21 protein-coding genes are annotated in these 21606 nt (G+C 72.8%); 10 read left to right on the top strand and 11 right to left on the bottom strand.

Annotated features, from left to right (window positions below):
* The first annotated feature begins 69 nt into the window (after positions 1 to 69).
* Positions 70 to 735 carry a hypothetical protein gene (locus ACUYMY_RS01500; RefSeq protein WP_481701881.1) on the top strand — a complete coding sequence of 222 codons (666 nt, stop codon included), beginning with the start codon at positions 70 to 72 and terminating at the stop codon, positions 733 to 735.
* Between the two features lie 193 nt (positions 736 to 928).
* On the top strand, positions 929 to 2128 hold the full coding sequence (locus ACUYMY_RS01505; RefSeq protein WP_481701882.1) for an NAD(P)-binding domain-containing protein: 1200 nt from the start codon (positions 929 to 931) through the stop codon (positions 2126 to 2128).
* Between the two features lie 3 nt (positions 2129 to 2131).
* Here ACUYMY_RS01505 and ACUYMY_RS01510 read toward each other — a convergent pair whose 3' ends face one another.
* Positions 2132 to 2617: an NUDIX domain-containing protein gene (locus tag ACUYMY_RS01510; RefSeq protein ID WP_481701883.1), complete on the bottom strand. Its 486-nt coding sequence runs from the start codon at positions 2615 to 2617 to the stop codon at positions 2132 to 2134.
* On the opposite strand from ACUYMY_RS01510, the gene ACUYMY_RS01515 reads away from it, so the two are divergent.
* Positions 2616 to 3416, top strand: coding sequence for a glycerophosphodiester phosphodiesterase family protein (locus tag ACUYMY_RS01515; RefSeq protein ID WP_481701884.1), 801 nt, complete (start codon positions 2616 to 2618; stop codon positions 3414 to 3416). The genes ACUYMY_RS01510 and ACUYMY_RS01515 overlap by 2 nt on opposite strands.
* Positions 3417 to 3468: 52 nt before the next feature.
* Positions 3469 to 4584 carry a glycerate kinase gene (locus ACUYMY_RS01520; protein WP_481701885.1) on the top strand — a complete coding sequence of 372 codons (1116 nt, stop codon included), beginning with the start codon at positions 3469 to 3471 and terminating at the stop codon, positions 4582 to 4584.
* Between the two features lie 134 nt (positions 4585 to 4718).
* Here ACUYMY_RS01520 and idi read toward each other — a convergent pair whose 3' ends face one another.
* Together idi and ACUYMY_RS01530 are read right to left on the bottom strand one after the other, a co-directional pair.
* Positions 4719 to 5249: an isopentenyl-diphosphate Delta-isomerase gene (idi, locus tag ACUYMY_RS01525; RefSeq protein ID WP_481701886.1), complete on the bottom strand. Its 531-nt coding sequence runs from the start codon at positions 5247 to 5249 to the stop codon at positions 4719 to 4721.
* 41 nt (positions 5250 to 5290) lie between these two features.
* Complete coding sequence (locus ACUYMY_RS01530; protein ID WP_481701887.1) at positions 5291 to 6604, bottom strand: uracil-xanthine permease family protein; 1314 nt, start codon at positions 6602 to 6604, stop codon at positions 5291 to 5293.
* A gap of 242 nt (positions 6605 to 6846) precedes the next feature.
* Between ACUYMY_RS01530 and ACUYMY_RS01535 the strand changes: the two genes are divergently transcribed.
* Complete coding sequence (locus ACUYMY_RS01535) at positions 6847 to 7452, top strand: malonic semialdehyde reductase (protein WP_481701888.1); 606 nt, start codon at positions 6847 to 6849, stop codon at positions 7450 to 7452.
* Here the strand turns inward: ACUYMY_RS01535 and ACUYMY_RS01540 are convergent.
* The 6 genes from ACUYMY_RS01540 to ACUYMY_RS01565 form a co-directional block, all read right to left on the bottom strand.
* A complete protein-coding gene (locus ACUYMY_RS01540) occupies positions 7425 to 8816 on the bottom strand; it encodes an MFS transporter (RefSeq protein ID WP_481701889.1) in 1392 nt (463 codons plus the stop codon). The genes ACUYMY_RS01535 and ACUYMY_RS01540 overlap by 28 nt on opposite strands.
* Entirely contained in the window at positions 8813 to 9277 is a 465-nt protein-coding gene (locus ACUYMY_RS01545) for a MarR family winged helix-turn-helix transcriptional regulator (RefSeq protein ID WP_481701890.1), read from the bottom strand. Before ACUYMY_RS01545 ends, ACUYMY_RS01540 begins: the two co-directional genes overlap by 4 nt.
* 170 nt (positions 9278 to 9447) lie before the next feature.
* Positions 9448 to 11103 (bottom strand): phosphoglucomutase (alpha-D-glucose-1,6-bisphosphate-dependent), encoded by a 1656-nt coding sequence (gene pgm / locus ACUYMY_RS01550; protein ID WP_481701891.1) that lies wholly within the window; start codon positions 11101 to 11103, stop codon positions 9448 to 9450.
* A 112-nt stretch (positions 11104 to 11215) separates the two neighbouring features.
* Complete coding sequence (locus ACUYMY_RS01555) at positions 11216 to 11536, bottom strand: protealysin inhibitor emfourin (protein WP_481701892.1); 321 nt, start codon at positions 11534 to 11536, stop codon at positions 11216 to 11218.
* 14 nt (positions 11537 to 11550) lie between these two features.
* Positions 11551 to 12840, bottom strand: coding sequence for a M4 family metallopeptidase (locus tag ACUYMY_RS01560; protein ID WP_481701893.1), 1290 nt, complete (start codon positions 12838 to 12840; stop codon positions 11551 to 11553).
* The gene (locus ACUYMY_RS01565; protein ID WP_481701894.1) at positions 12827 to 13741 is read right to left on the bottom strand and encodes a DNA/RNA non-specific endonuclease; all 915 of its coding nucleotides are present in this window, start codon (positions 13739 to 13741) and stop codon (positions 12827 to 12829) included. Before ACUYMY_RS01565 ends, ACUYMY_RS01560 begins: the two co-directional genes overlap by 14 nt.
* 229 nt (positions 13742 to 13970) lie before the next feature.
* On the opposite strand from ACUYMY_RS01565, the gene ACUYMY_RS01570 reads away from it, so the two are divergent.
* On the top strand, positions 13971 to 14996 hold the full coding sequence (locus ACUYMY_RS01570) for a DUF4190 domain-containing protein (protein ID WP_481701895.1): 1026 nt from the start codon (positions 13971 to 13973) through the stop codon (positions 14994 to 14996).
* On the opposite strand, the gene ACUYMY_RS01575 is transcribed toward ACUYMY_RS01570, so the two are convergent.
* Positions 14977 to 16398: an amidase gene (locus ACUYMY_RS01575; RefSeq protein WP_481704925.1), complete on the bottom strand. Its 1422-nt coding sequence runs from the start codon at positions 16396 to 16398 to the stop codon at positions 14977 to 14979. The two genes, ACUYMY_RS01570 and ACUYMY_RS01575, sit on opposite strands and share 20 nt — an antisense overlap.
* Positions 16399 to 16538: 140 nt before the next feature.
* Between ACUYMY_RS01575 and ACUYMY_RS01580 the strand changes: the two genes are divergently transcribed.
* Both ACUYMY_RS01580 and pheA read left to right on the top strand, forming a co-directional pair.
* Positions 16539 to 16865 carry a rhodanese-like domain-containing protein gene (locus tag ACUYMY_RS01580; protein ID WP_481701896.1) on the top strand — a complete coding sequence of 109 codons (327 nt, stop codon included), beginning with the start codon at positions 16539 to 16541 and terminating at the stop codon, positions 16863 to 16865.
* Position 16866: 1 nt separating this feature from the next.
* Positions 16867 to 17802, top strand: coding sequence for a prephenate dehydratase (gene pheA, locus ACUYMY_RS01585; protein WP_481701897.1), 936 nt, complete (start codon positions 16867 to 16869; stop codon positions 17800 to 17802).
* A gap of 34 nt (positions 17803 to 17836) precedes the next feature.
* Here pheA and ACUYMY_RS01590 read toward each other — a convergent pair whose 3' ends face one another.
* On the bottom strand, positions 17837 to 18886 hold the full coding sequence (locus tag ACUYMY_RS01590) for a diacylglycerol/lipid kinase family protein (protein ID WP_481701898.1): 1050 nt from the start codon (positions 18884 to 18886) through the stop codon (positions 17837 to 17839).
* Positions 18887 to 18939: 53 nt separating this feature from the next.
* Here ACUYMY_RS01590 and serS point away from each other — a divergent pair, with 53 nt between their 5' ends.
* Both serS and ACUYMY_RS01600 read left to right on the top strand, forming a co-directional pair.
* Positions 18940 to 20226 carry a serine--tRNA ligase gene (gene serS, locus ACUYMY_RS01595; RefSeq protein ID WP_481701899.1) on the top strand — a complete coding sequence of 429 codons (1287 nt, stop codon included), beginning with the start codon at positions 18940 to 18942 and terminating at the stop codon, positions 20224 to 20226.
* A gap of 176 nt (positions 20227 to 20402) precedes the next feature.
* Complete coding sequence (locus tag ACUYMY_RS01600; RefSeq protein ID WP_481701900.1) at positions 20403 to 21440, top strand: hypothetical protein; 1038 nt, start codon at positions 20403 to 20405, stop codon at positions 21438 to 21440.
* Positions 21441 to 21606: the final 166 nt, after the last annotated feature.

Raw genomic sequence — 21606 nt, forward strand, 5'->3', positions numbered from 1 at the left:
GAGGAAGCAGCCACTTTTCGCCGCGCACTGGGGCGCGGGGCTAACAATAGTGAAAGGAGGCGAGCAGCAATGCTGCTCTCTCAGCTCAAGAAGCATTCCACGGGGATCTTCTCCCTGGCGGCGTGCGTGCTGATGGCGGGGGGCCTCGCCACTAGCCCTGCCTTCGCTGCCGGAGACACACCGCCCGACCATCGCCACACCATCTGTCACGCCACGGGGTCTGCAAAGAACCCCTATGTCGAGATCACCCCGGCCAAGGCCGGCGTCGTCAACGGCCACGCCGGGAACTCGCACCAGAGCGGCGACGACATCATCCCGCCGTTCACCCATGAAAAGAAGGGCGAGACGATCCATCAGCCCGGGCAGAACTGGGACGCCCAAGGGCAGGCGAACTTCGATGCCGGTTGTGTCCCGACGGTGGTGACCCCACCACCACCGCCGCCAACGATCCAGCCGCCGACCGTCGAGCCGCCGACGGTCGAGCCGCCGACGGTCGTGCCCCCGGCGGTGACGCCGGACCAGGCCCAGCCGATCGGTGCGGCCGCGGCCAGGGTTCCGCTGGGAGCCGCGAAGGCCGCCCCGGCGCAGGTGAGCATCGCGGCTGACACGGCGGCCGAGAGCGGCGGCGCAGACCACACTGTCTCCGGCGCACTGATCGGATCGGGCGGGCTGCTCATGGTCTGGGTCCTGCTCACGGGATACACGCGGAGGCTTCGCAGGCAGCACGCCGACTAGCGGCTGCCCGCGACCAGGCGCCGGATGGCGTGGGGCCAAGGCGGGATCCCCCGACCGCCGAACGCCCCCGCCATCCGGTTGGACCCTTCCCACCAGCGCAAGCACGTGAGGGGCCGCGGCCAGCCAGGCCGCGGCCCCTCATGCGTGCGCCGCGGCCTGTTCCGCCGCAACGGCCCGGGCCTACACTGCGCGCATGTCGGTTGTCGTGATCGGCGCGGGCTCGGCGGGGCTCGCCGTGAGCCACGAGCTTGGCCTCCGCGGGATCGAGCACATCGTCCTCGACCGCGCCAGGGTCGGCCAGGCGTGGCGGGACAGGTGGGACTCGTTCACGCTTGTGACGCCGAACTGGTCGCTCTCCCTCCCGGGGAGCCCCTACGCGGGCCCCGATCCCGAGGGCTTCGACCCCCGCGATGCGATCGTCGCGTACCTCGAGGACTATGCGCGCGGCCTGGCCGCGCCCGTCACCGAAGGCGTGGAGGTCACCGCCCTCACGCCCGACGGCGAGGGTGGGCTCCTGCTCGCGACCTCCGAGGGGCCGCTGAGCACTCGCGCCGCGGTGGTCTGCACGGGGTCCTTCCGCCGTCCTCACCGGCCGGCGGGGCTCGAGGGCGTCCCTGCCGGGCTCGTGCTCGACGCGGGAGACTACCGCAGCCCCGACCAGCTCCCGCCGGGCCGCCTCCTCGTCGTCGGCAGCGGCCAGACGGGGGTGCAGCTCGCGGAGGAGCTCGCACTCGCCGGCCGGGACGTCGTGCTCGCGGCCAGCCGGGCCCCGTGGATCCCGCGGCGGCTCGAGGGCACCGACACGGTCACGTGGCTCGAGCGCTCCGGCTTCTTCGAGACGACCCTCGCCGACCTGCCGTCCCCAGCCGCCCGGCTGATCGCGAACCCGCTCGTGACGGGGCGCGCGGGCGGGCACGACCTGAACCTGCGGACGCTCGGGGCCCTCGGCGTCCAGCTCGCCGGCCGGCTCGAGGCGGCCGACGGCGAACGGATCGCCTTCCGGGACGACCTCGCCGCATCCGTCGCGTTCGGCGACGAGCGCTGGGCGGACCTCCGCGGGTTCCTGGCGGCCCGCCTCCCCGCGCGTGGCCATCCCGTGCCTGGCCTGCCCGAGCCCGAGCCCTTCCGGCCCCAGGCGGTCGGCGAGGTGCGCACCCGCGACCTCGCCGCCGTCGTCCTCGCGGCCGGCTACCGGCCGGACTACTCATGGATCGACGCCCCCGTGTGCGACGAGCTCGGCTTCCCCGTGACGCGCGACGGCGCGAGCACCGCCGTGCCCGGCCTGTACTTCTGCGGGGTGCACTTCATGCGCTCGCGCGCGTCGGGGATCCTGTTCGGCGTCGGCAGGGACGCCGCGGCCGTCGCGGACCAGATTGCCGCCCGGGCCGCGTGAGCGCTAGAGGATCTCGATGCCGTCCTCGAGCTCGAGCGTCCGGGCCTCCGCGAGGCCGGTCAGGGCGGCGGCGATGTGCACCGCGCCGTGCGCGCCGAAGTGCTCGTCGAACTCGTCCGGCCCGACGAACTTCCACTCGGTGAGCTCCTCCTGCTGCAGGGTGACCTGCGCGCCGTCGGGGAGGCTTCCGCCGTCGTACAGGAAGCTCAGCCCGTCCCCGATCGGGTCCGGGAAGGCCGAGTGGGCGATGAGCAGAAGCGGCCCCGGCTCGATGTCCAGGCCAAGCTCCTCGCGGCCCTCGCGGCGCGCGGCGTTGCGGGGCGCCTCGCCCGGGTCCACCGTGCCGCCGGGCAGGAGCCAGCCCTCCTTGTAGTTGGGCTTCACGGCGAGCACGGCGCCGTGCTCGTCGCGGATCACGAGGCCTGCAGCGAGGCGGCGGCGGGGGAGCGTGCGGAAGTACTCCCGGCTCACGGGGCTCAGCTCTTCCATGCCTCCGAGCCTACCCGGGTACCGTGTCCGTGTGGGGTTCCTGACCGGAGCACCGATGGCGTTCGCCCACCGGGGGTTCTCGCCCGAGGGGCTCGAGAACACGCTCACCGCCTTCCGGGCGGCCGCGGAGCTCGGCTTCACGCACCTCGAGACGGATGTGCGGGCGACGTCCGACGGCGTGCTGGTCGCCTTCCACGACGAGCGGCTCGACCGCGTCACTGACCGGCTCGGCTCCCTGCGCGAGCTCCCGTGGGCCGAGGTCTCGGCGGCGAGGATCGGCGGGAGCGAGCGGGTCCCACGGTTCGAGGAGCTCGCCGAGGAGCTGCCCGACGCCCTGTTCAACGTCGACGTGAAGTCCGCCGACGCCGTCGTGCCCCTCGCCGCGGCCATCGAGCGGCTCCGGCTGCACGACCGGATCCTCGTGACCTCGTTCTCCGAGGCGCGCAGGAGGGCCGTGCTCGCGCGCCTGTCCCGGCGGGTGGCGTCCTCGGCGGGCCTGCGCGGCTCGGCGGCCTTCCGGCTGCTCGGTTCATCGCTCGCGGACCGGGTGCTGCGGAGGGTCCTGCACGACGTCGACTGCCTCCAGGTGCCCGAGCGCGCCGGCCGGCTGCGGGTCGTCACGCCGGGGACCCTGGCCCGGGCCCACCGCCTCGGGCTGCAGCTGCATGTGTGGGTGGTCAACGAGCCGGGCGACATGGCCCGGCTGCTCGACGCCGGGGTGGACGGACTCGTGACCGACCGGGCAGACGTGCTGCTCGGGGTGCTCGAGGCGCGGGGGGCGTGGCCGCCGGGGCGGTAACCGAGTGGTGGAAAACACATTCCCAGGATGCCGGGATGGCATGATGGAGCCCATGCGCATTCTCATCGCCCCGGACAAGTTCAAGGGCTCGCTCACCGCTGCCGAGGCCGCCGAGGCGATGGCCGAGGGCGCCCTCGGCGTCTACCCCGACGCCGAGATCCTCCGGGCGCCGATCGCCGATGGCGGCGAGGGCACGCTCGAGGCCGCCGTCGCAGCCGGCTTCGAGGAGCGCATCCAGGCCGTGACGGGGCCGCTCATCAAGCCCGTGGGCGCCGCATGGGCCATCAGCGGCACGACCGCCGTGATCGAGACGGCGCAGGCCTCGGGCCTCGCGGCCCTCGGCCAGGAGCCCGACCGGGAGACCGCCGGCCGCGCCCACTCCTACGGCGCGGGCCAGCTCATCGCCGCCGCCCTCGATGCCGGCGCCACCGAGATCATCCTCGGCCTCGGCGGCTCGGCCATGACCGACGGCGGGTCCGGCGCCCTCCGGGCCCTCGGCCTCCGTCCCCTCGACGCGGCGGGCAACGTCGTGCCCCTCGGCGGGGCGTTCCTGAGCGACATCGCCTCCGTGGATGCCTCCGCCCTCGATCCGCGGCTCGCCGGCGCGACGCTGCGCATCGCCGTCGACGTCCGCAACCCCCTCACCGGCCCCGACGGCGCGGCGCACGTCTTCGGGCCGCAGAAGGGCGCGGACCCCGAGCTCGTCGAGGCGCTCGACGCCGGCCTCGTCACGTGGGCGCGCGTCCTCGCCGAGGCGACCGGCCGGGACGTCGACGTCCCCGGCGCCGGGGCCGCCGGCGGATTCCCCGCGGCGTTCCTGGCCTACACCGAAGCCCGGCTCGAGAGCGGCTTCGACCTCGTGGCCGAGCTCGTGGGCCTCGACAGCCGGCTCGCCCTCGCGGACCTCGTCATCACCGGCGAGGGCTCGCTCGACGGGCAGTCCCTCACGGGCAAGGCGCCGATCGCCCTCGCCGACCGTGCCCGCGACCGCGGCATCCCCGTCGTCGCCGTCGCCGGCCGGCTCCTCGCGACCCCCGAGCAGCTTGCCGAGCACGGCATCGAGACCGCCGGGGCCCTCGTCGACCTGGCCCCGAGCCCGGCGGAGGCCATCGCCGAGGGAGCGCAGTACCTCCGCCGCGCGGTGAAGGAGCTCCTCGCCGGCGCCTGACCCCAGCGCCCACCCCCAACCACAGATGCGGGGTCACTCTCAACGATGCGGGGTCACGTCCCAAGGATCCGGGGTCACGTCCCAAAGATGCGGGGTCACCCCGCATCTGGGGTGGGCCCGGCCCGGGAGTGCCGTTACCGACCCTGGGCCGCGAGGGCGTCGAGCTGGAGCACGAGCCACGGGCTGAACGCATACGGCGCGGCGGCCACCGCGGTGCGGAAGGCCTCGGGCTCGGCCCAGACCCACTCGGCGACCTCGTCCGGGGCGGGCACGGGGTCCGCGGCGGAGACGGCGCGGTAGACAGGACAGATCTCGTGCTCCACGATGCCCGAGGCGTCCACCGCCCGGTACCGAAAGTCGGGCAGGGCGGGCTCGATCCCGGAGAGCTCGAGGCCCAGCTCCTGCCGTCCCCGGCGCCGGATCGCCTCCTCGAAGGGCTCCCCCGGGGCGGGATGCCCGCAGAACGCGTTGCTCCACACGCCCGGCCACGTGGCCTTGGACAGCGCGCGCCGCGTCACGAGGACCCGCCCGTCGGGCCCGTAGACGTGGCACGAGAAGGCCAGGTGCAGCGGGGTCTCCGCGGTGTGGACGCTCGCCTTGGGGGCCGTGCCGAGGGGGCGGCCGTCATCGTCAACGAGCTGTACGAGCTCCATGGGTGCGTCCATCCGTCCATTCTCCCAGCCGCGGCCCGCCGGGCCGCACGGCCTCAGTGCGACGGGCCCTCTTCGACGGCGGCCGGCTCCGTCCCGGGCTCGGTCACGGTCCCGCGCCACCGTGCGATCGCCGTCATGCCGTGGAACACGAGGAGCGCCGCGGCGGAGCCGAGGGCGATGCCCGCGAACGAGAGCTCGCCGACGTTCCACGTGTAGTCGGCGATGCCGACGACGAGCGCGACGGCCGCCGTCGTGAGGTTGATCTGGTTCGAGAAGCTCACGCGGTTCTGGACCCAGATCCGGACGCCGAGCACGCCGATCATCCCGTAGAGCATCGTGGCGGCGCCGCCGAGGACACCGGGCGGGACGGTCGCGATGAGCTCGCCGAACTTCGGCGAGAAGCTCAGCGCGAGGGCCGTGCCGCCCGCGATCCAGTAGGCCGCCGTCGAGTACACCTTGGTCGCGGCCATGACGCCGATGTTCTCGGCGTACGTCGTCGTGCCCGAGCCGCCGCCCACGCCGGCGAGCACCGTCGCGGCGCCGTCGGCCATGAGCGCGCGGCCGGCCATGTCGTCGAGGTCCTGCCCCGTCATTGCCGCGACGCTCTTGACGTGCCCGATGTTCTCGGCGACGAGCACGAGCACGACCGGCACGAACAGCCCGAGCACGCCCACGTGGAACTCCGGCGCCTGGAAGTACGGCAGGCCGATCCACGCCGCCGAGTCGACCTTCGAGAAGTCCACCTCGCCGCGCGCCACTGCCACGGCGTACCCGATCAGGACGCCGACGAGGATGCTCAGCCGCCCGAGGATCCCGCGGAACAGGACGGAGACGAGGATGATCGCGAGCAGCGTCACGAGCGCCGTGAAGGGCGCGGCGTCGAAGTTCGCCTTCGCCGCGGGGGCAAGGTTGAGCCCGATGAGCGCCACGATGGCCCCGGTCACCACGGGAGGCATGACGATGTTGATCCAGTGCGCTCCGAACGCCTGCACGATCCCGCCCACCGCCGCGAGCACGACGCCGGCCACCACCACGCCGCCGAGCGCGCCGGCCACGCCGAACTGCTGCTGCGAGGCCAGGATCGGGGCGATGAACGCGAACGAGGACCCGAGGTACGAGGGCACGCGCCCGCGCGTGAGCACCAGGAAGAGGAGCGTCCCGACGCCCGAGAAGAACAGCGTCGTGGCCGGGGGCATGTTCGTCAGGATCGGCACGAGGAACGTCGCGCCGAACATCGCGACCACGTGCTGGAGGCCCACCCCGACCGTGATCGGCCACGCGAGCCGCTCCTGCGGCGCGACGACCTCGCCGGGGCGCACGGACCTGCCGTCGCCGTGCACTGTCCATCGGGTTCCGAGCAGGCTCATGGGACGCCTTCCGAGCGGTATGGGATGGGAGGGGAGGGATGGTCTCCGCGGACATCCTACCGGCGAGTCGGGTCCCGTCCCGGCGCCGGCCCGAGCGGGTGGTGCGGGCCGGCGCGGAGGCGGGCGACGGCGTCGTGCGCCAGTGTGCCCAACGTCACCCTCCGTCACGGGATTCCCGGGCGGCCCGCCCCGGTTGCCACGATGGAGAGGGCGGTGCGAGGGCGCCGCCGGGAGGAGACAGCATGAGCATCGCGCACGACGAATCTGTCCTCGACGAGACGGCGGTCGACGCCCTGTTCGCACAGGCCCGCACGGCCAACGCGTTCACGGGCGAGGTGACCGACGCCCAGGCCCGGGCCATCTACGAACTGGCCAAGTACGGCCCGACGGCCTTCAACTCCCAGCCGCTGCGCATCACGTACGTGCGCACCCCCGAGGCGCGCGAGCGGCTCGTGCGGCACCTGAGCACGGGCAACCAGGAGAAGACCCGGCTGGCCCCGCTCGTCGCGCTGCTGAGCGTCGACGCCGAGTGGCACGAGCGCTGGGGCGAGTTCCTCCCCGCCGCGATCCGCGGCAAGTCCCGGTACGACGACGACGAGCAGCTCCGCGCGAGCACGGGCCGGGACAACGCGCACCTGCAGGCCGGCTACTTCATCCTCGCCGTGCGCTCGCTCGGCCTCGCCGCGGGCCCGATGACCGGCGCGGACTTCGCCGCGATCGACGCCGAGTTCTTCCCCGCCGGCGGCCGGAAGAGCTTCCTCGTGGTCAACATCGGCAAGCCGGGCGACGACGCGTGGGGCCCTGCGAAGGCCAAGCTCGCCTACGAGGACGTCGTCGAGACCGTCTGATCTGCCCGCCCCGGGTCGCGCCTCGCCGACCCGGGGTCACCTCCCAGCGATGCGGGGTCACGTCCCAACGATGCGGGGTCACGTTCCAGCGATGCGGGGTCACCTCCCACGGCAGCCGCCCGCCGGGCGGCCCAGACGGCGCGCAGCTGATCGCGGAGCGACCCCTCGCCCCAGCGCACGAGCACGACGACGCCGACGGCCCCCGCGAGCAGGGCCGCGACCCCGCTCGCCAGGATGGCCCAGCGGGGGCCCGCCGCGCTCGCGAGCCACCCGATGAGCGGCGCACCGAGGAACGAGCCGCCCTGGATCACCGCCATGTACAGCGCCATGACGCGCCCCCGGTACTGGGCCTCGGTGGAGAGCTGGACGAGCGTGTTGCACCCGTTGAGGAAGGTGATCGCCGCGATCCCGACAAGGACCAGCGAGGCGGCGAACCAGGCGTAGCCGGGCGCGAGCGACGAGCCGATCGCGGCAAGGCCCAGGGCGAACGCGGCGGCGAGCACGAGCGCCATCCGGAGCGACCGCCGTCGTGCCGCGAGGAGCGCCCCGGCCAGGGTCCCGACGGCCATGACGGAGCCGAGCAGGCCGAAGCCGTCCGGCCCGACGGCGAAGACCTGGGCCGCCATGACCGCGTTGGTGATCTGGAAGTTCATCGTGAAGGTGCCCACGATCCCCGCCATCACCAGGATCAGGAGCACCCGCGGCCGGCTCCGGACATACGCGATGCCCTCGCGCACCTGATGCCGCCCGCGCGGGGCAGGCGCCGAGCGGTGCAGCAGCTCGGGCCGGAGGCGCAGGAGGGAGACGAGCACCGCGGCGAAGCTCGCGGCGTTGAACAGGAAGGCCCACCCCGTGCCGATCGCGCCGATGAGCAGCCCCGCGGCGCCAGGGCCCGCAAGGCGCGCAAGGTTGAACGATGTGCTGTTGAGCGCGACGGCGTTGGGCAGGTCCGCGGAGCCGACGAGTTCGGAGGTGAAGGCCTGGCGCGCCGGCGCGTCGATCGCGCTCGCGACGCCGAGGCCCAGGGCGATCGCGTAGACGTGCCACAGCTCGACGATGCCCGTGAGGACGAGGAGGCCCTGGACGAGGCCGAGGATGCCGAGGACGGACTGGGTCGCGAGGAGGATGCGCCTCTTGTCGAGCCGGTCGCTGAGGACGCCGGCGTAGGGGCCGAGCACGAGGATCGGCGCGAACTGCATGCCGGTCGTGATGCCGACGGCGGCGCCGTCGTGGTTGGTCAGCGCCGTGAGGACGAGCCAGTCCTGGGCGATGCGCTGCATCCAGGTCCCGACGTTGGAGACGAGGGCGCCCGCGGCCCAGAGCCGGTAGTTCGGGTGGCTGAGGGACCGGAACATGTGGCTCATCGGGCGGTCATCTCCAGCAGGAGCTCGGCGGCCCGGTGCAGGGCGGCGCGGTCGGACGGCGGCAGGCCCTCGATGCGCCCCGCGAGCCATGCGGCGCGGAGGCGGCGGGACTCCTCGAGGACCTGCCGGCCCTCGTCCGTGACGCTCACGATGACCTGCCGCCCGTCCGTCGGGTGCTCCGCCCTGGTCGCGAGCCCGCGCTCGCACAGGTGGTTCACGGTGCGGGTCATGCTCGGCGCCTGGACGTGCTCGATGTCCGCGAGCTGGCGCATGGTGAGCGGCCCGCGCGAGTTCAGGAGCGCCAGGACGGTGTTCTGCCCCGGGCTCACGACGTCGCTGCTCGCCTCGGTGCGCAGGATCCGGGACGTGCGCATGAGGGCCGCCCGGAGTTCGGCGGCGAGCTCGAGGGTGCCGGGGGACGGAGTGGTCGGGGTCAGCGGGGGAGCGTCGGGGGGAGTCATCGATACTTAGCCTAGCTCATTACCTTTGCTAAGGATATGGCCCGAGTCACCCCTATCGTGGCGATCAGGTGAGCCCGCATCGCAGGAACGTGACCCCGCATCGCAGGAAGGCGACCCCGCATCCGAAGGCCGGATGCGGGGTCAGGTCCCTACGTTGCGGGGTCAGGTCCCTACGCGATGACCGAGTCGACGAGCGCCTTCGCCTCCGCCTGGACCTGGGCGAGGTGCGCGTCCCCCTTGAACGACTCGGCGTAGATCTTGTAGACGTCCTCGGTCCCGGACGGGCGCGCGGCGAACCACGCGTTCTCGGTCGTGACCTTGAGCCCGCCGATCTTGGCCCCGTTGCCCGGCGCCTCGGTGAGCTTGGCCGTGATCGGCTCGCCCGCGAGCTCGGTCGCCGTGACGTCGGCGGCGGAGAGCTTGCCGAGCTTGGCCTTCTGCTCCCGGCTCGCCGCGGCGTCGATGCGGGCGTACGACGGCGAGCCGTACTGCGCGGTGAGCTCCCCGTAGAGCTCGCTCGGCGACTTCCCCGTGACGGCCTTGATCTCGGAGGCGAGCAGGCACAGGAGGATGCCGTCCTTGTCGGTGGTCCAGACGCCGCCGTCGAGCTTGACGAAGCTCGCCCCGGCGCTCTCCTCGCCGCCGAACGCGCCCTGTCCCGAGAGCAGGCCGGGCACGAACCACTTGAAGCCGACAGGGACCTCGACGAGCGGCTTGCCGAGGCCCGCCGCCACGCGGTCGATCATCGACGAGCTCACGAGCGTCTTGCCGACGACCGTGTCCGGCCGCCAGCCGGTGCGGTTGCGGTAGAGGTAGTCGATCGCGACCGAGAGGTAGTGGTTCGGGTTCATGAGCCCGGCGTCGGGCGTGACGATGCCGTGCCGGTCGGCGTCGGCGTCGTTCCCCGTCGCGATGTCGTAGCTCGCGGTGCCGGAGGCCACCTTCTGGATGAGCGAGGCCATGGCCGAGGGCGACGAGCAGTCCATGCGGATCTTCTCGTCCCAGTCCAGGGTCATGAACGCCCACTGCGGGTCGACCGTCGGGTTGACGACCGTCAGGTCGAGGTGGTGGCGCTCGCCGATCTCGCCCCAGTAGTCCACGGACGCCCCGCCCATGGGGTCGGCGCCGATGCGCACGCCCGCATCGCGGATGGCCGCGATGTTGAGCACCTGCGGGAGGTCGTCGACGTACGAGGAGAGGAAGTCGTACTGGCCCGTCGTGTCGGCGGCGAGGGCGTCGGCCAGCTGGATGCGCTTGACCCCGCTGAGGTCGGCCTCGAGGAGCTCGTTGGCCCGGTTCGCGATCCAGCCGGTCGCGTCGGTGTCGGCGGGGCCGCCGTGGGGCGGGTTGTACTTGAAGCCGCCGTCCGACGGCGGGTTGTGGCTCGGCGTGACCACGATGCCGTCGGCGCGGCCCGGGTCGTCCTCCGGGCGCCCGGCGTTGTACTTGAGGATCGCGTGGCTCGCCGCGGGCGTGGGCGTGTAGCCGTGCCGGGCGTCGACGAGGACCTGGACGCCGTGGGCCGCGAGGACCTCGAGAGCCGTGTTGGTGGCCGGCTCGGAGAGCGCGTGCGTGTCCCGGGCCAGGAACAGGGGGCCGCGGATGCCCTGCCCGGCGCGGTACTCGACGATGGCCTGGGTGATCGCGGCGATGTGCTTCTCGTTGAACGAGGCCTTGAGGCTCGAGCCGCGGTGGCCCGAGGTGCCGAAGGCCACCCGCTGGCCGGGATCGCTCAGATCCGGGGACACGTCGTAGTACGCGTCCAGGAGTGCGGTGATGTCCACGAGGTCGCTGGGAAGGGCAACGGTGCCTGCTCGGTTCGCCATGGACCTAGCTTTGCAGAGAAGGCAACGAACCGGTGGCCGCTCGGTGAAGAATGTCCGAATGTGCCGCAGTGAGACGCGCGCGAGCCTCCGCGGCGTCGTCAGGCTGCCGATGTCAGCCCTGCCCCTCGGCCAGCACCCGCTCAGCGAGCTCCCGCAGCGCCCCCGACAGGTAGCTGTCCGGGACGTCGAGGCGCCGGGAGCCCAGGCGGAGCGTCCATTGGAACGCGTCCCGGGCGCGGGAGGCACCGGCCTCGCCACCGCCGGCGTCGGGCCCGCCGCTGGAGACGAACCTCTCGCCCTCGATCCGGGCGGCGCGGTAGAGCTTTGCCCACTCGGCGTCGGGCCCATCGGATGTGGCACCCAGCCGGAACTCGACGGCGCCGGTGCGGGAGATGCCCGCGACGCCGCCGGAGCGGGTGACTTGGATCCTCATCGCACGCGCGCCTCCTAGCGCCCCCCGGAACCGCCGCCCCTTCCGTTCCCGTTCTTGCCGTTCTTCCCGGTGGCGCCGTTCTTCCCGTTCTTCCCTTCGGTCTCGGCGAGCCGGACCGTGAGCCCCACGCCTCGCCACGCCGCCCGCACGGCCTTCTCCTCCAAGGACTCGCGGCCGTACAGGGAACGGGCGACTCGCACAGTCTCCCGCGCGAAGCCGCGGAAGTCCACGTCCACGGGGAGCTTGCGCAGCGCCACAGTCTGGAACCAGATCTTCCCGGCCCTCTCCCACGCGTGCCCGCCCAGCGCCTCGGCCGCGAGGTAGAACGCGCGGTTGGGGATGCCCGAGTTCACGTGGACGCCGCCGTTGTCCTCGCGCGTGCGGACGAACGCGTCCATGTGCGCGGGCTGGGGGTCCTTGCCCAGCACCGGGTCGTCGTAGGCGGTCCCTGGGGCCTTGAGCGAGCGGACGCCGCGGCCCTGGATGCCGGGGGCGAAGATGCCCTCCCCGACGATCCAGCTCGCCTCCTCGACGGTCTGCCCCCGCGCGAACTGCTCGACGAGGACACCGAAGACATCCGCGAACGACTCGTTGAGCGCCCCGGACTGCCCCCGGTACACGAGGTCTGTTGTGTGCTGGAGGAGGCCGTGGCCCAGCTCGTGCGCGATGATGCTCAGCGAGACCGTGAAGGAGTTGAACACCTTCCCGTCGCCGTCGCCGAACACCATGCGCTCGCCGTCCCAGAAGGCGTTGTCGTAGCCGACGCCGAAGTGGACCGTGCCCTCGAGGGCGAGCCCGGCGCCATCGATGCTGGACTGCTCGAAGATCTCCTCGAGGAAGCGGTAGGTGCTCCCGAGCCCGTCGTAGGCGCGGTTGACGTCGACGTCCGCGACCGGCTCCTGGCCCTCCTTCCGCACGAGACGCCCCGGGAGCCGCTCCGTGTTCTCCGCGTCGCTGATCTCCCGGCGCAGGGTCCCGGGCTCGGCGAGCATGCCCGTGTGGCGCCGGGCGGGCGCCTCGCGCCGGCTCCGCATGCGCTCGTCGGCGAGGAGCGTCCGCCGCGCGAGCTCAGCGACGACGTCGAGGCCCGCCGCGCCCGTGCCCCACTCGCCCTCCTCTGGCTCGGCTGCGGGCATCGCCGTCGGGCGCACCGTGGCGCTCTGGGCAAGCCGCTCGAGCAGGTAGGGCGGGATGGCACCGTGGTGGCGGTGCCCGGGCGACGGCGGCGCGGGCGACGGCGGCGCGGGCGACGACGGCCCGGCCGACGGCGGCGCGGGGCGCGGCGTGTGCTCAGAGCGCGACATCGGCAAACCCCGTGATCTCGTGCCAGCGCTGGGCGACGCCGCGGGCGCCGCGTGGCACGGAGTAGCGGTCGGCGGCGACGAGCGGGCCGAGGTCGAGGCCCGTAAGCTGGGCGATGTCCTCGACCGGGACTTGGAAGGTCCGGTACGCGCCGAGGGCGGGGGCCTCGCGCGCCCCCGGCCGGAGCACCTGCTCGAGCCCGTTGCTCTGGTCCAGAATGTAGCCCGTGCAGGCGAGGCGGCCGCCGTCGTCCTCTGGTCCCGAGTTCCAGGCCCCGATCTTGAAGAACTTCCGGGGGATCATGGCGCCACGGTACTCGGGGTCGCTGACATCGAAGACCGGGCCGGAGAAGACGCTCAGGCGCTGCCGGTGGGTGTCGGCGTGCTCGAGGATGTAGTCCTCGAGGCCCAGCCAGAGCTCGCGGCCCTGGTTGAAGAAGTCGGCCTGCGGCGCGCAGACCGTGTAGTGGAACGTGTCGAGGTTCGCCCGCTCGGCGGTGTCGCGATCGCCCCAGATGGGGTCCTGGCGCCGCACGAGGTGGCCGCGGTCGAACCGGTTGTCCTTGTAGAGCTCGTTGCCCCACTGCTGGTCGGGCCGGATCCGGGGGTCGAGGTCCCACGTCTCGCCGCCGCGCGTGATCGCCACGAGGCTCGCGCCGTCGATGTTCACGGCCGTCGAGGCCGCCAGCCGGCGCTCGGGGTCCTGATGGATCGTGAAGTGCGTGTAGTCGAGCTCGAGGAGTCCCGGCCCCGAGGGCATGGGAACCGCCTGGGATGTGCCGAGGAATTCGGGGTCGTAGCCCTCGCCGCCCGGCCTGCTGCGGAGAGGCTCGGCGGTCGCTGGCGCGGCCGATGCTGCGGCGGCCGGCTCAAACTGGCTGGGGGTGGTCTCCTGCTGGGACATGGCTTCCTCGCTTCGGCTCGGTGCGGTCCTCCGGTGTGCCGAGGGTCTGTGCGGGCCCCCGGGTGGTGCGTTGCCATCAGCATTGCACCAGCCTCTGACAGTCGAAAGCGGCCCGGGTGTCCGGGGGTGTCGGGCCCGACGCACACACCCACCCCAGCGGGCGGACCAGCGAGTAGTCTGGACACGCTAGGCAGGGGGCGCCGCGAGCGCGTAAGGCAGGAGGGCATCAATGTCGCAGGAGCCGGAGCAGGAACGCGCCGGGCAGCCCGGCAGCGTGCAGACGGGCGGCAAGGACGCCGGGGCGTCGCAGAAGCCGGCCGACGGGCCCGCAGCGGAGGGCACAGCCAGGCCTGGGAACGAGACCGCCCCCGAGCGCCCGAAGTACACCCCGCCGTCATACGTCCCGCCCGTTGACCTCACCAAGGACGCCAACGCGACCGAGCCGATCCCGAGCCACCCCACGCGGCCCATCCCGCGCGACCTCCCGCCAGGCGCGCCGCCCCTCCCGGGGGCGATGCAGCAGGGCACGGGGCAGCAGGGCACGGGACAGGGCCAGCAGGAGCCCGCCCAGCACGCCCGAGAGGCGTCGTCTGCGCCGGGCCAGCCTCATCAGGGACAGGCACAACCGCAGCCGGCACAGGGACAGCCGCAGCCGGCACAGCCCCAGCCCGGCCAGCCCCACGGCTACCCCGGCTATCCCATGGGGGCGGCGCCGGGACGCCCCTCTGGCTACCCGGGCCAGCCCCAGCCGCACTCGACGCCGGGCCGGCAGCACCCCGGCTACCCCGGCCAGAACGCGGGCCACGGCGCCCAGTTCCCCGGCGGAGCCCACCAGTTCCCCTCCGCCGCTCAGCCGTACCAGGGCCAGCAGCCGTACCAGGGCCAGCAGCCGTACCAGGGCCAGCCGTACCCGCCGCAGGGCTACCCGCAGCAGCCGTACGCCCAGGGCTACCCGGGCTACCCGCCGGCCCAGGCCTACGGCCAGCCCCTCTACTACGCCCCCGTGGCCGAGCCCAAGGGCCTGAGCATCGCGTCGATGATCTGCGGGATCGCGGTCTACGCGGGCTTCGGGTTCTTCATCCTGCCGCAGATCGCCGCGGTCGTCCTGGGCCACATGGGGCTCGCCCGCGAGCCCGGCGGCAGGGGCTTCGCGATCGCCGGGCTCGTCATGGGCTACATCGGGATCGCGCTGACCCTCGCCGTCCTGGCCTTCTTCGTCATCTTCGCCTCGTCGTTCAGCCAGTACCCGTACTGACCCTCGGCACGTGCAGTAGGCGGGCCAGCTGGAGCAGCAGCGCCTCGGACCCGGCATGCCCCACGAGCTGCACGCCGGCCGGCAGGCCCGCCCCGTCCCAGTGCGTCGTCGCGACGACGGCGGGCAGCCCGCACACGTTGACCCACGACGACCACGGCGCGAACTCGCACTGGCGGCGATAGTCGTCGTCGGCCGTCGCGCGCCAGTCCGGGCCGCCGGAGAACCAGCCCACGGGCCGTGGGGACTGCGCGAGCGCGGGGGAGAGCACCGCGTCCCAGCCCGAGAGCTGCGCGACCATGTCCCGCTCGAAGTGGTGCAGGAACACGAGCGACTCCTCGAGCTTGGCCCGGCTGCGCTGCTGCGCCCGGCGCCGGAACGAGCGCGTGAGCGGGGTCAGGAGCGGCTCTCGCGACGGCGGGATCCGGGCCATCCCGACGCCCGCGGTCCAGGCGGCCGTGAACGCGTCCGGGTAGCGGTTGTCGAACCGCAGGTCTGCCTCCGCGATGAGGTGCCCCGCCCCCTCGAGACGCACGACGGCGCGGCGGAGCGCCTCGTGCGCGTCGGCGTCGGGCTCCACGGAGTAGCGCGCGTCCCACGGGCTCGAGAGGCTCACGGCGATCCGCAGCCGTGGAGGCTCGCGCACGACGGCGTCGGCGTATGTCCCGGCGTGCCGTCCGTGGGGCGGGTGGTCGCCGCGGGGACGGCCAGAGTCCCCCGTAAGCACGTCGAGCAGGAGGGCCGCGTCCTCGGCGCTGGCCGCGAGCGGGCCGGTCACAACGAACCGCGACGCCCCGGACTCGCCCGCGGCCTGCCCGGCCGGGACGAGCCCGCGCCCGAGCTTGAGCCCGACGATCCCGCATGCCGCCGCGGGAATACGGATGGAGCCGCCGCCGTCGCTCCCGGCCGCGAAGGGCACGAGGCCGGCGGCGACCGCCGCGGCCGATCCGCCAGAGGACCCGCCCGAGCCCAGCGCGAGCCCGTTCGGATTGCGCGACGGCGGGGCGACCCGGTTCTCCGAGTATGCCGTGAGCCCGAACTCCGGCACCTGCGTCTTGCCGAGGCTCACAGCCCCGGCCGCGCGGAGGAGGGCCACGAGCGCCGAGTCGGCCGGGGCGGGCCGGGGGTCGATGGCCGCGCTGCCGTGCGTCGTGGGCACGCCCTCGACGTCGGTCAGGTCCTTGAACGCCGTCGGCACCCCATGCAGGGCCGGGAGCTCGTCGAGCCGGCCGGCCCGCGCGAGGCGGGCGTGCAGCGCGTCGGCGGCCGCGGCGTCGTCGAGCGCGCGCTCGGCGGTGACTGTGACGAACGCCCCGAGGAGCCGGTTGCGGTCCTCGATCCGGGCCAGGAAGTGCGCGGCGGCCTCGCGTGCCGAGACCTCGCCGGAACGCAGGGCGTCGCGCAGCGCGTGCGCCGATCCCGGCCACCCGTCCCCGGCCGGATCCCGCGCCGCGCCCCCGGCGAGATCCGCGCGTGGGAGGGGGCCGGCGTCGTCTGTCACCGGGCCACTATAGGCTGGAGTCAGCACGGCACAAGGAGGCAACCATGGCTGATTTCGAGACCGTCAGCGTCGACGCGCTGCCCGCAGGCGGGACCCTGATCGACGTCCGCGAGGACTACGAGTGGGAGGCCGGCCACGCCGAGGAGGCCGTGCACATCCCCATGGACGAGATCCCCGCGCGCCTCGAGGAGCTCGACCCGGACGAGGACCTGTTCATCATCTGCCGCACGGGCGGCCGGTCCGCGCGCGTCGCGCACTGGCTCGTCGCGCAGGGCTACTCGGCGATGAATGTCGCCGGAGGCATGGACGCCTGGCTCACGGCCGGCAAGCCGATCGTGTCCGAGAACGGCCAGACGCCCGCGGTCCTCTGACGTGGCGCACTTGACCTACACCTTCCTCGGCCCCGAGGGCACCTTCACCGAGGCCGCCCTGCTCAAGGTCCCCGGCTCACGCGACGCCCGGCGCATCCCCGCCCCCAACGTCAACGCCGCGCTCGACGCTGTGCGCTCCGGCGACGCCGACGCCGCGATGGTCCCAATCGAGAACTCCGTCGAGGGCGGCGTCACCGCGACCCTCGACGCGATCTCCACCGGCCCCGAGCTGCGGATCGTGCGCGAGGAGGTCGTGCCGATCACGTTCGTGCTCGTGGCCCGGCCCGGGACGCGGGTCGCGGACGTGCGCCGCATCGCTACCCATGGGCATGCGTGGGCGCAGTGCCGAGGCTGGGCGGCGGCGAACGCGCCCGACGCCGTGCACCTCGCCTCGAGCTCGACGGCGGCCGGCGCCCTCGCGCTCCTCGACGCCGCCTCCCAGCCGGGCGACGCCGCGATCTGCGCGCCCATCGTCGCCGAGGAGCACCCCGAGCTCGCGGTCCTCGCGACCGACATCGGGGACAACCCGGGCGCCGTCACGCGGTTCATCCTCGTCTCGCGGCCGGGGCCGCTCCCGGAGCGCACGGGCGCGGACAAGACGACGGTCGCCGTGCCCCTGCCCGAGGACCGACCGGGCGCGCTCATGGAGATCCTCGAGCAGTTCGCCGCGCGCGGGGTCAACCTGTCCCGCATCGAGTCCCGGCCCACGGGCCAGTACCTGGGCCACTACTTCTTCAGCATCGACGTGGACGGCCACGCCCAGGACGCGCGCGTGGCCGACGCGCTCGCGGGCCTGCACCGGATCAGCCCCGAGACGCGCTTCCTCGGCTCGTACCCGCGGACCGACGGCGCCGAGCCGCACGTCGCCGGGCACGTGACCGACGACGCGTTCGCCGCCGCGCGCTCGTGGGTCGACGGGATCCTCGGCGGCGCCTGAACGGGCCGGGGCCAGACGGGAGAGCCGGCCGGGCCTACGCGACCCGCACGAGCAGGTTCGCCGGGTGGACCTCGACGCGGATCTCGGTCGCCGCGCCGGCGACGTCGCCGTCGACCTGGGTCTGGATCGGCTCGGCGCTGCGGATGGTGACCTGCTGCGCCCCGTAGGAGGTCATGACGGCGAGCTGGCGCTTGTGCTGGATCACGATCTTGACGTACATCGCGATCCAGCCGAGGAGGCTGCGCGGGCTCATGACGACGACGTCGAGCACGCCGTCGTCGATGTACGCCTCGGGGATGAAGTCCATGCCCCCGGGGAGCTTGCTGCAGTTCGCGAAGAGCACGGCGCGGACGCGGCGCGACTGGAACTCCCCGCCGTCGAGCGAGATCTCCACACGCTTGCGCTCCCGGCCAGGCATGTGCCGGATGCCGGCCTCGGTGTAGGCGATCCAGCCGATCGCCCTCTTGAGCTCCTCGTTCGTGTCCCTGATGACCTCCGCGTCCATCCCGACCCCTGCGATGACGAGGAAGGGGTGCGTCGACACCTGGCCTGTAGCGGAGTTGGAGAGCCGCATCGTGGCCGTGTCGATGCGCCGCTGCCGACCGAACACGGCGGTGTGCACGCACTGGGACAGGCGCCAGACGTCGAGGTCGAGGTTCCGCGCGAGCAGGTTGCCGGTGCCGAGGGGCACGAGGCCCATGGGAACGTCCGTCCCGGCGAGGCCCTCCGCCACGACGCGCACGGTGCCGTCGCCGCCGCACGCGATGACGACGTCGGCGCCCGCCGCGACCGCCTGGCGCACCATCGAGTGCCCGGGGTCCGTGGCCAGCGTCTCGAAGACGAGCGGGGCCGGCCAGCCCGCGCCCCGGCACGCCGCCTCGATGAGCACCCGCGCCTCCTGCGCGCGCTCCTTGATGGGGTTGAGCACGACGGCGACCTGCTGCGGCCCGGGCCTCGGTGCGGCCGCGGGCTCCCCGACCGCCGAGCGCGCATGCTGCTCGGCGAGCCTGCGCACGCCCCACCAGCTGGCCAGGGCGAAGCCGCCGGCCACGCAGAGGATGCCCGCAATGATCAGGTTGCGCATGGTGCTCTCACTCTAGCGCCGCGTTGTGTCGCCTTCCCGATACTCTTGGACTCGTGATCGACGTCAAGGACCTCACCGAGAACCCCGAGAAGTACCGAGCCAGCCAGCGCGCCCGCGGGGCGGACGAAGCGCTCGTGGATCGGATCATCTCCGCCGATTCCCGCCGTCGTGCGTCCCTGACCGAGTACGAGACGCTCCGCGCCGAGCAGAACGCGTTCGGCAAGAGGGTCGCGGCGGCGAAGGGCGAGGAGAAGCAGGCGCTGCTCGCCGAGGTCAAGGACCTGGCGATCCGGGTCAAGAAGGCCCAGGCGTCCGCGGACGAGGCGCAGGCCGAGATGGACGAGCTCATGCGGACCGTGCCGAACCTCATCATCGACGGCATTCCCGCCGGCGGCGAGGACGACTACGTCGTCGTCAAGACCGTCGGGGAGCCGCGCGACTTCTCCGCGGACGGCTTCGAGCCGCGCGACCACCTCGAGCTCGGCGAGCTGATCGGCGCGATCGACATGGAGCGCGGCGCCAAGGTCTCCGGCTCGCGGTTCTACTTCCTCAAGGGCGTCGGGGCGCGGCTCGAGATCGCGCTCCTGCAGATGGCCATGGACCAGGCCGTCCAGGCCGGCTTCATCCCGATGATCACCCCGACCCTCGTGCGGCCCGAGACGATGCAGGGGACGGGCTTCGACGTCGCGCACGACGCCGAGATCTACCGCCTCGCCGAGGACGACCTCTACCTCGTGGGCACCTCCGAGGTGGCCCTCGCCGGCTACCACGCCGACGAGATCATGGACCTCGGCGACGGTCCCGTGCGCTACGCCGGCTGGTCCTCGTGCTACCGCCGCGAGGCCGGCTCGCACGGCAAGGACACCCGCGGGATCATCCGCGTGCACCAGTTCAACAAGGTGGAGATGTTCTCCTATGTGCCCATGGAGGAGGCCGAGGCCGAGCACGCCCGCCTGCTCGCGTGGGAGGAGGAGATGCTCGCGAAGGTCGAGCTGCCCTACCGCGTGATCGACACCGCCGCGGGGGACCTCGGCATGAGCGCGGCCCGGAAGTTCGACTGCGAGGCGTGGGTCCCGACCCAGGGCCGGTACCGCGAGCTGACCTCGACCTCGAACTGCACGGGCTTCCAGGCGCGCCGGCTCAACGTGCGCGAGCGCGTGTTCGACGCCGAGGGCTCGCCGAAGGGGACACGCACCGTCGCGACTCTCAACGGGACGCTCGCGACCACGCGCTGGATCGTGGCCATCCTCGAGCACCACCAGAACCCCGACGGCTCGGTCACCGTCCCCGCGGCCCTGCGCCCGTACCTCGGCGGCCTCGAGGTCCTCCCGGTCCTCTAGGGCTCCCCGCTCGTTCACTGGGCTGTCGAAAGTGCCCCGTGTTTCGGACAGTTCCCCCCGCCCTGGGCCGGGGCATCGTCCGAAACGCGGGGCATCCTCATTGCCCTTGCGGGAGTTATGCACAGATGAGCGGATAGCAGTAGCAGGCAGCCCGGTCAGAGGCTTGGCTTAGAGGCATGAGGTTCCCCAGGGTCACGTTTCTGAGCTCCACCTCGGAGTACCGCACGGCCAGGACGCCGCGTCAGCTCAGCCAGGAGTACGCCGCCGGGCGGTTGGTCCGCCCGAGGCGCGGGGTCTACGTGGCAAGCGAGGAGTGGCTTGCGGGAACGGCCCACGACCGCTATGCCATCACGACGGCGTCGCTCGCCGTGGGCGGAAAGGCGCCAGTCCTCTGTCGCGAGACCGCTCTCATGGCCTGGGGAATTGAGCTGGCACGCGTGCCGACGCACGTCCGCTACCGCACCTCCAGACGCCCCGAAGTCGGAGCCATTCCGCTGCGAAGGATCTATGGCAACGAAACGGCCTCCCGGGAGGTCTGGCTCAAGTCATCCCACAAGGCTTCAGGCTCACTCCCGGTGGGCTTTCCTGACGCGAAGCACTACTGGCAGCAGGGGTCCTCCACGGAACTGCTGCTGCCGCATCTCGGTCTGGCCCTCCGGCTCGAGCCTTTCGACGATGTCTTCGCAGACACCCTCCACAGGCTTCCCTTCACCGAGGCCGTTGCCGTCGCAGATGCGCTCCTGGCGGGCAGGGCGGGACTGAAGGTCCAACGGACGCCGGAGCAGCTCCAGGCTGTCTGCGATGGAATGACCAACGCAAGCGCCCGCGCCCGGACGGCCTTCGTCCTCGGCTTCGCGAACGGCGCCTCGGAATCCGTGGGCGAGTCCTTCAGCAGGGCTCTCATGTGGGAGCTCGGATTCGAGATGCCTGAACTGCAGTTCTGGGTGACCCTGGACGGACAGCGTATTGCGCGAGTGGACTATATCTGGCCTAAGATCCGGCTCACTGGCGAGTTCGACGGCCTCATGAAGTACCTGAGGTCGCAGGAGCTGAGCGGGAAGGCTGCGGCCGAGGTCGTGGTCGAGGAGAAGCGCCGTGAGGATGGGGTGCGTGCGGCCGGGTATGGGATGGTTCGCTGGGTCTGGGCGGACCTGCTCGAGCCGACGCGGTTCGCCGCGATCCTCCATCGGGCGGGAGTCCCCCGTCGGCAGTGACAAGCCTGTACCGCGGCGATCGTGGAGCTATGCCCCGACTTTCGGTAAGTGCCCCCTGCCGTGCGACGAGGCATTCTCCGAAACGGGGGGCCGGTTCTCGGCGTCGCCTGCGGGGACGAGCCAAGCGCAGGTGAACACCCACACTGTGGGCAGGGCTGTGAATATT

This window comes from Sinomonas sp. T428B (assembly GCF_056780155.1).

Bases quoted from the DNA above. Each gene is read 5' to 3' on its own strand.
- ACUYMY_RS01580 (WP_481701896.1), top strand. From the start codon at position 16,539: ATGGCTGATTTCGAGACCGTCAGCGTCGACGCGCTGCCCGCAGGCGGG.
- ACUYMY_RS01570 (WP_481701895.1), top strand. From the start codon at position 13,971: ATGTCGCAGGAGCCGGAGCAGGAACGCGCCGGGCAGCCCGGCAGCGTG.
- ACUYMY_RS01540 (WP_481701889.1), bottom strand. From the start codon at position 8,816: ATGAGCCACATGTTCCGGTCCCTCAGCCACCCGAACTACCGGCTCTGG.
- ACUYMY_RS01555 (WP_481701892.1), bottom strand. From the start codon at position 11,536: ATGAGGATCCAAGTCACCCGCTCCGGCGGCGTCGCGGGCATCTCCCGC.
- pgm (WP_481701891.1), bottom strand. From the start codon at position 11,103: ATGGCGAACCGAGCAGGCACCGTTGCCCTTCCCAGCGACCTCGTGGAC.
- ACUYMY_RS01505 (WP_481701882.1), top strand. From the start codon at position 929: ATGTCGGTTGTCGTGATCGGCGCGGGCTCGGCGGGGCTCGCCGTGAGC.
- ACUYMY_RS01560 (WP_481701893.1), bottom strand. From the start codon at position 12,840: ATGTCGCGCTCTGAGCACACGCCGCGCCCCGCGCCGCCGTCGGCCGGG.
- ACUYMY_RS01600 (WP_481701900.1), top strand. From the start codon at position 20,403: ATGAGGTTCCCCAGGGTCACGTTTCTGAGCTCCACCTCGGAGTACCGC.
- ACUYMY_RS01545 (WP_481701890.1), bottom strand. From the start codon at position 9,277: ATGACTCCCCCCGACGCTCCCCCGCTGACCCCGACCACTCCGTCCCCC.
- ACUYMY_RS01515 (WP_481701884.1), top strand. From the start codon at position 2,616: ATGCCTCCGAGCCTACCCGGGTACCGTGTCCGTGTGGGGTTCCTGACC.
- ACUYMY_RS01530 (WP_481701887.1), bottom strand. From the start codon at position 6,604: ATGAGCCTGCTCGGAACCCGATGGACAGTGCACGGCGACGGCAGGTCC.
- ACUYMY_RS01500 (WP_481701881.1), top strand. From the start codon at position 70: ATGCTGCTCTCTCAGCTCAAGAAGCATTCCACGGGGATCTTCTCCCTG.
- idi (WP_481701886.1), bottom strand. From the start codon at position 5,249: ATGGACGCACCCATGGAGCTCGTACAGCTCGTTGACGATGACGGCCGC.
- ACUYMY_RS01565 (WP_481701894.1), bottom strand. From the start codon at position 13,741: ATGTCCCAGCAGGAGACCACCCCCAGCCAGTTTGAGCCGGCCGCCGCA.
- ACUYMY_RS01590 (WP_481701898.1), bottom strand. From the start codon at position 18,886: ATGCGCAACCTGATCATTGCGGGCATCCTCTGCGTGGCCGGCGGCTTC.
- ACUYMY_RS01535 (WP_481701888.1), top strand. From the start codon at position 6,847: ATGAGCATCGCGCACGACGAATCTGTCCTCGACGAGACGGCGGTCGAC.
- ACUYMY_RS01520 (WP_481701885.1), top strand. From the start codon at position 3,469: ATGCGCATTCTCATCGCCCCGGACAAGTTCAAGGGCTCGCTCACCGCT.
- ACUYMY_RS01510 (WP_481701883.1), bottom strand. From the start codon at position 2,617: ATGGAAGAGCTGAGCCCCGTGAGCCGGGAGTACTTCCGCACGCTCCCC.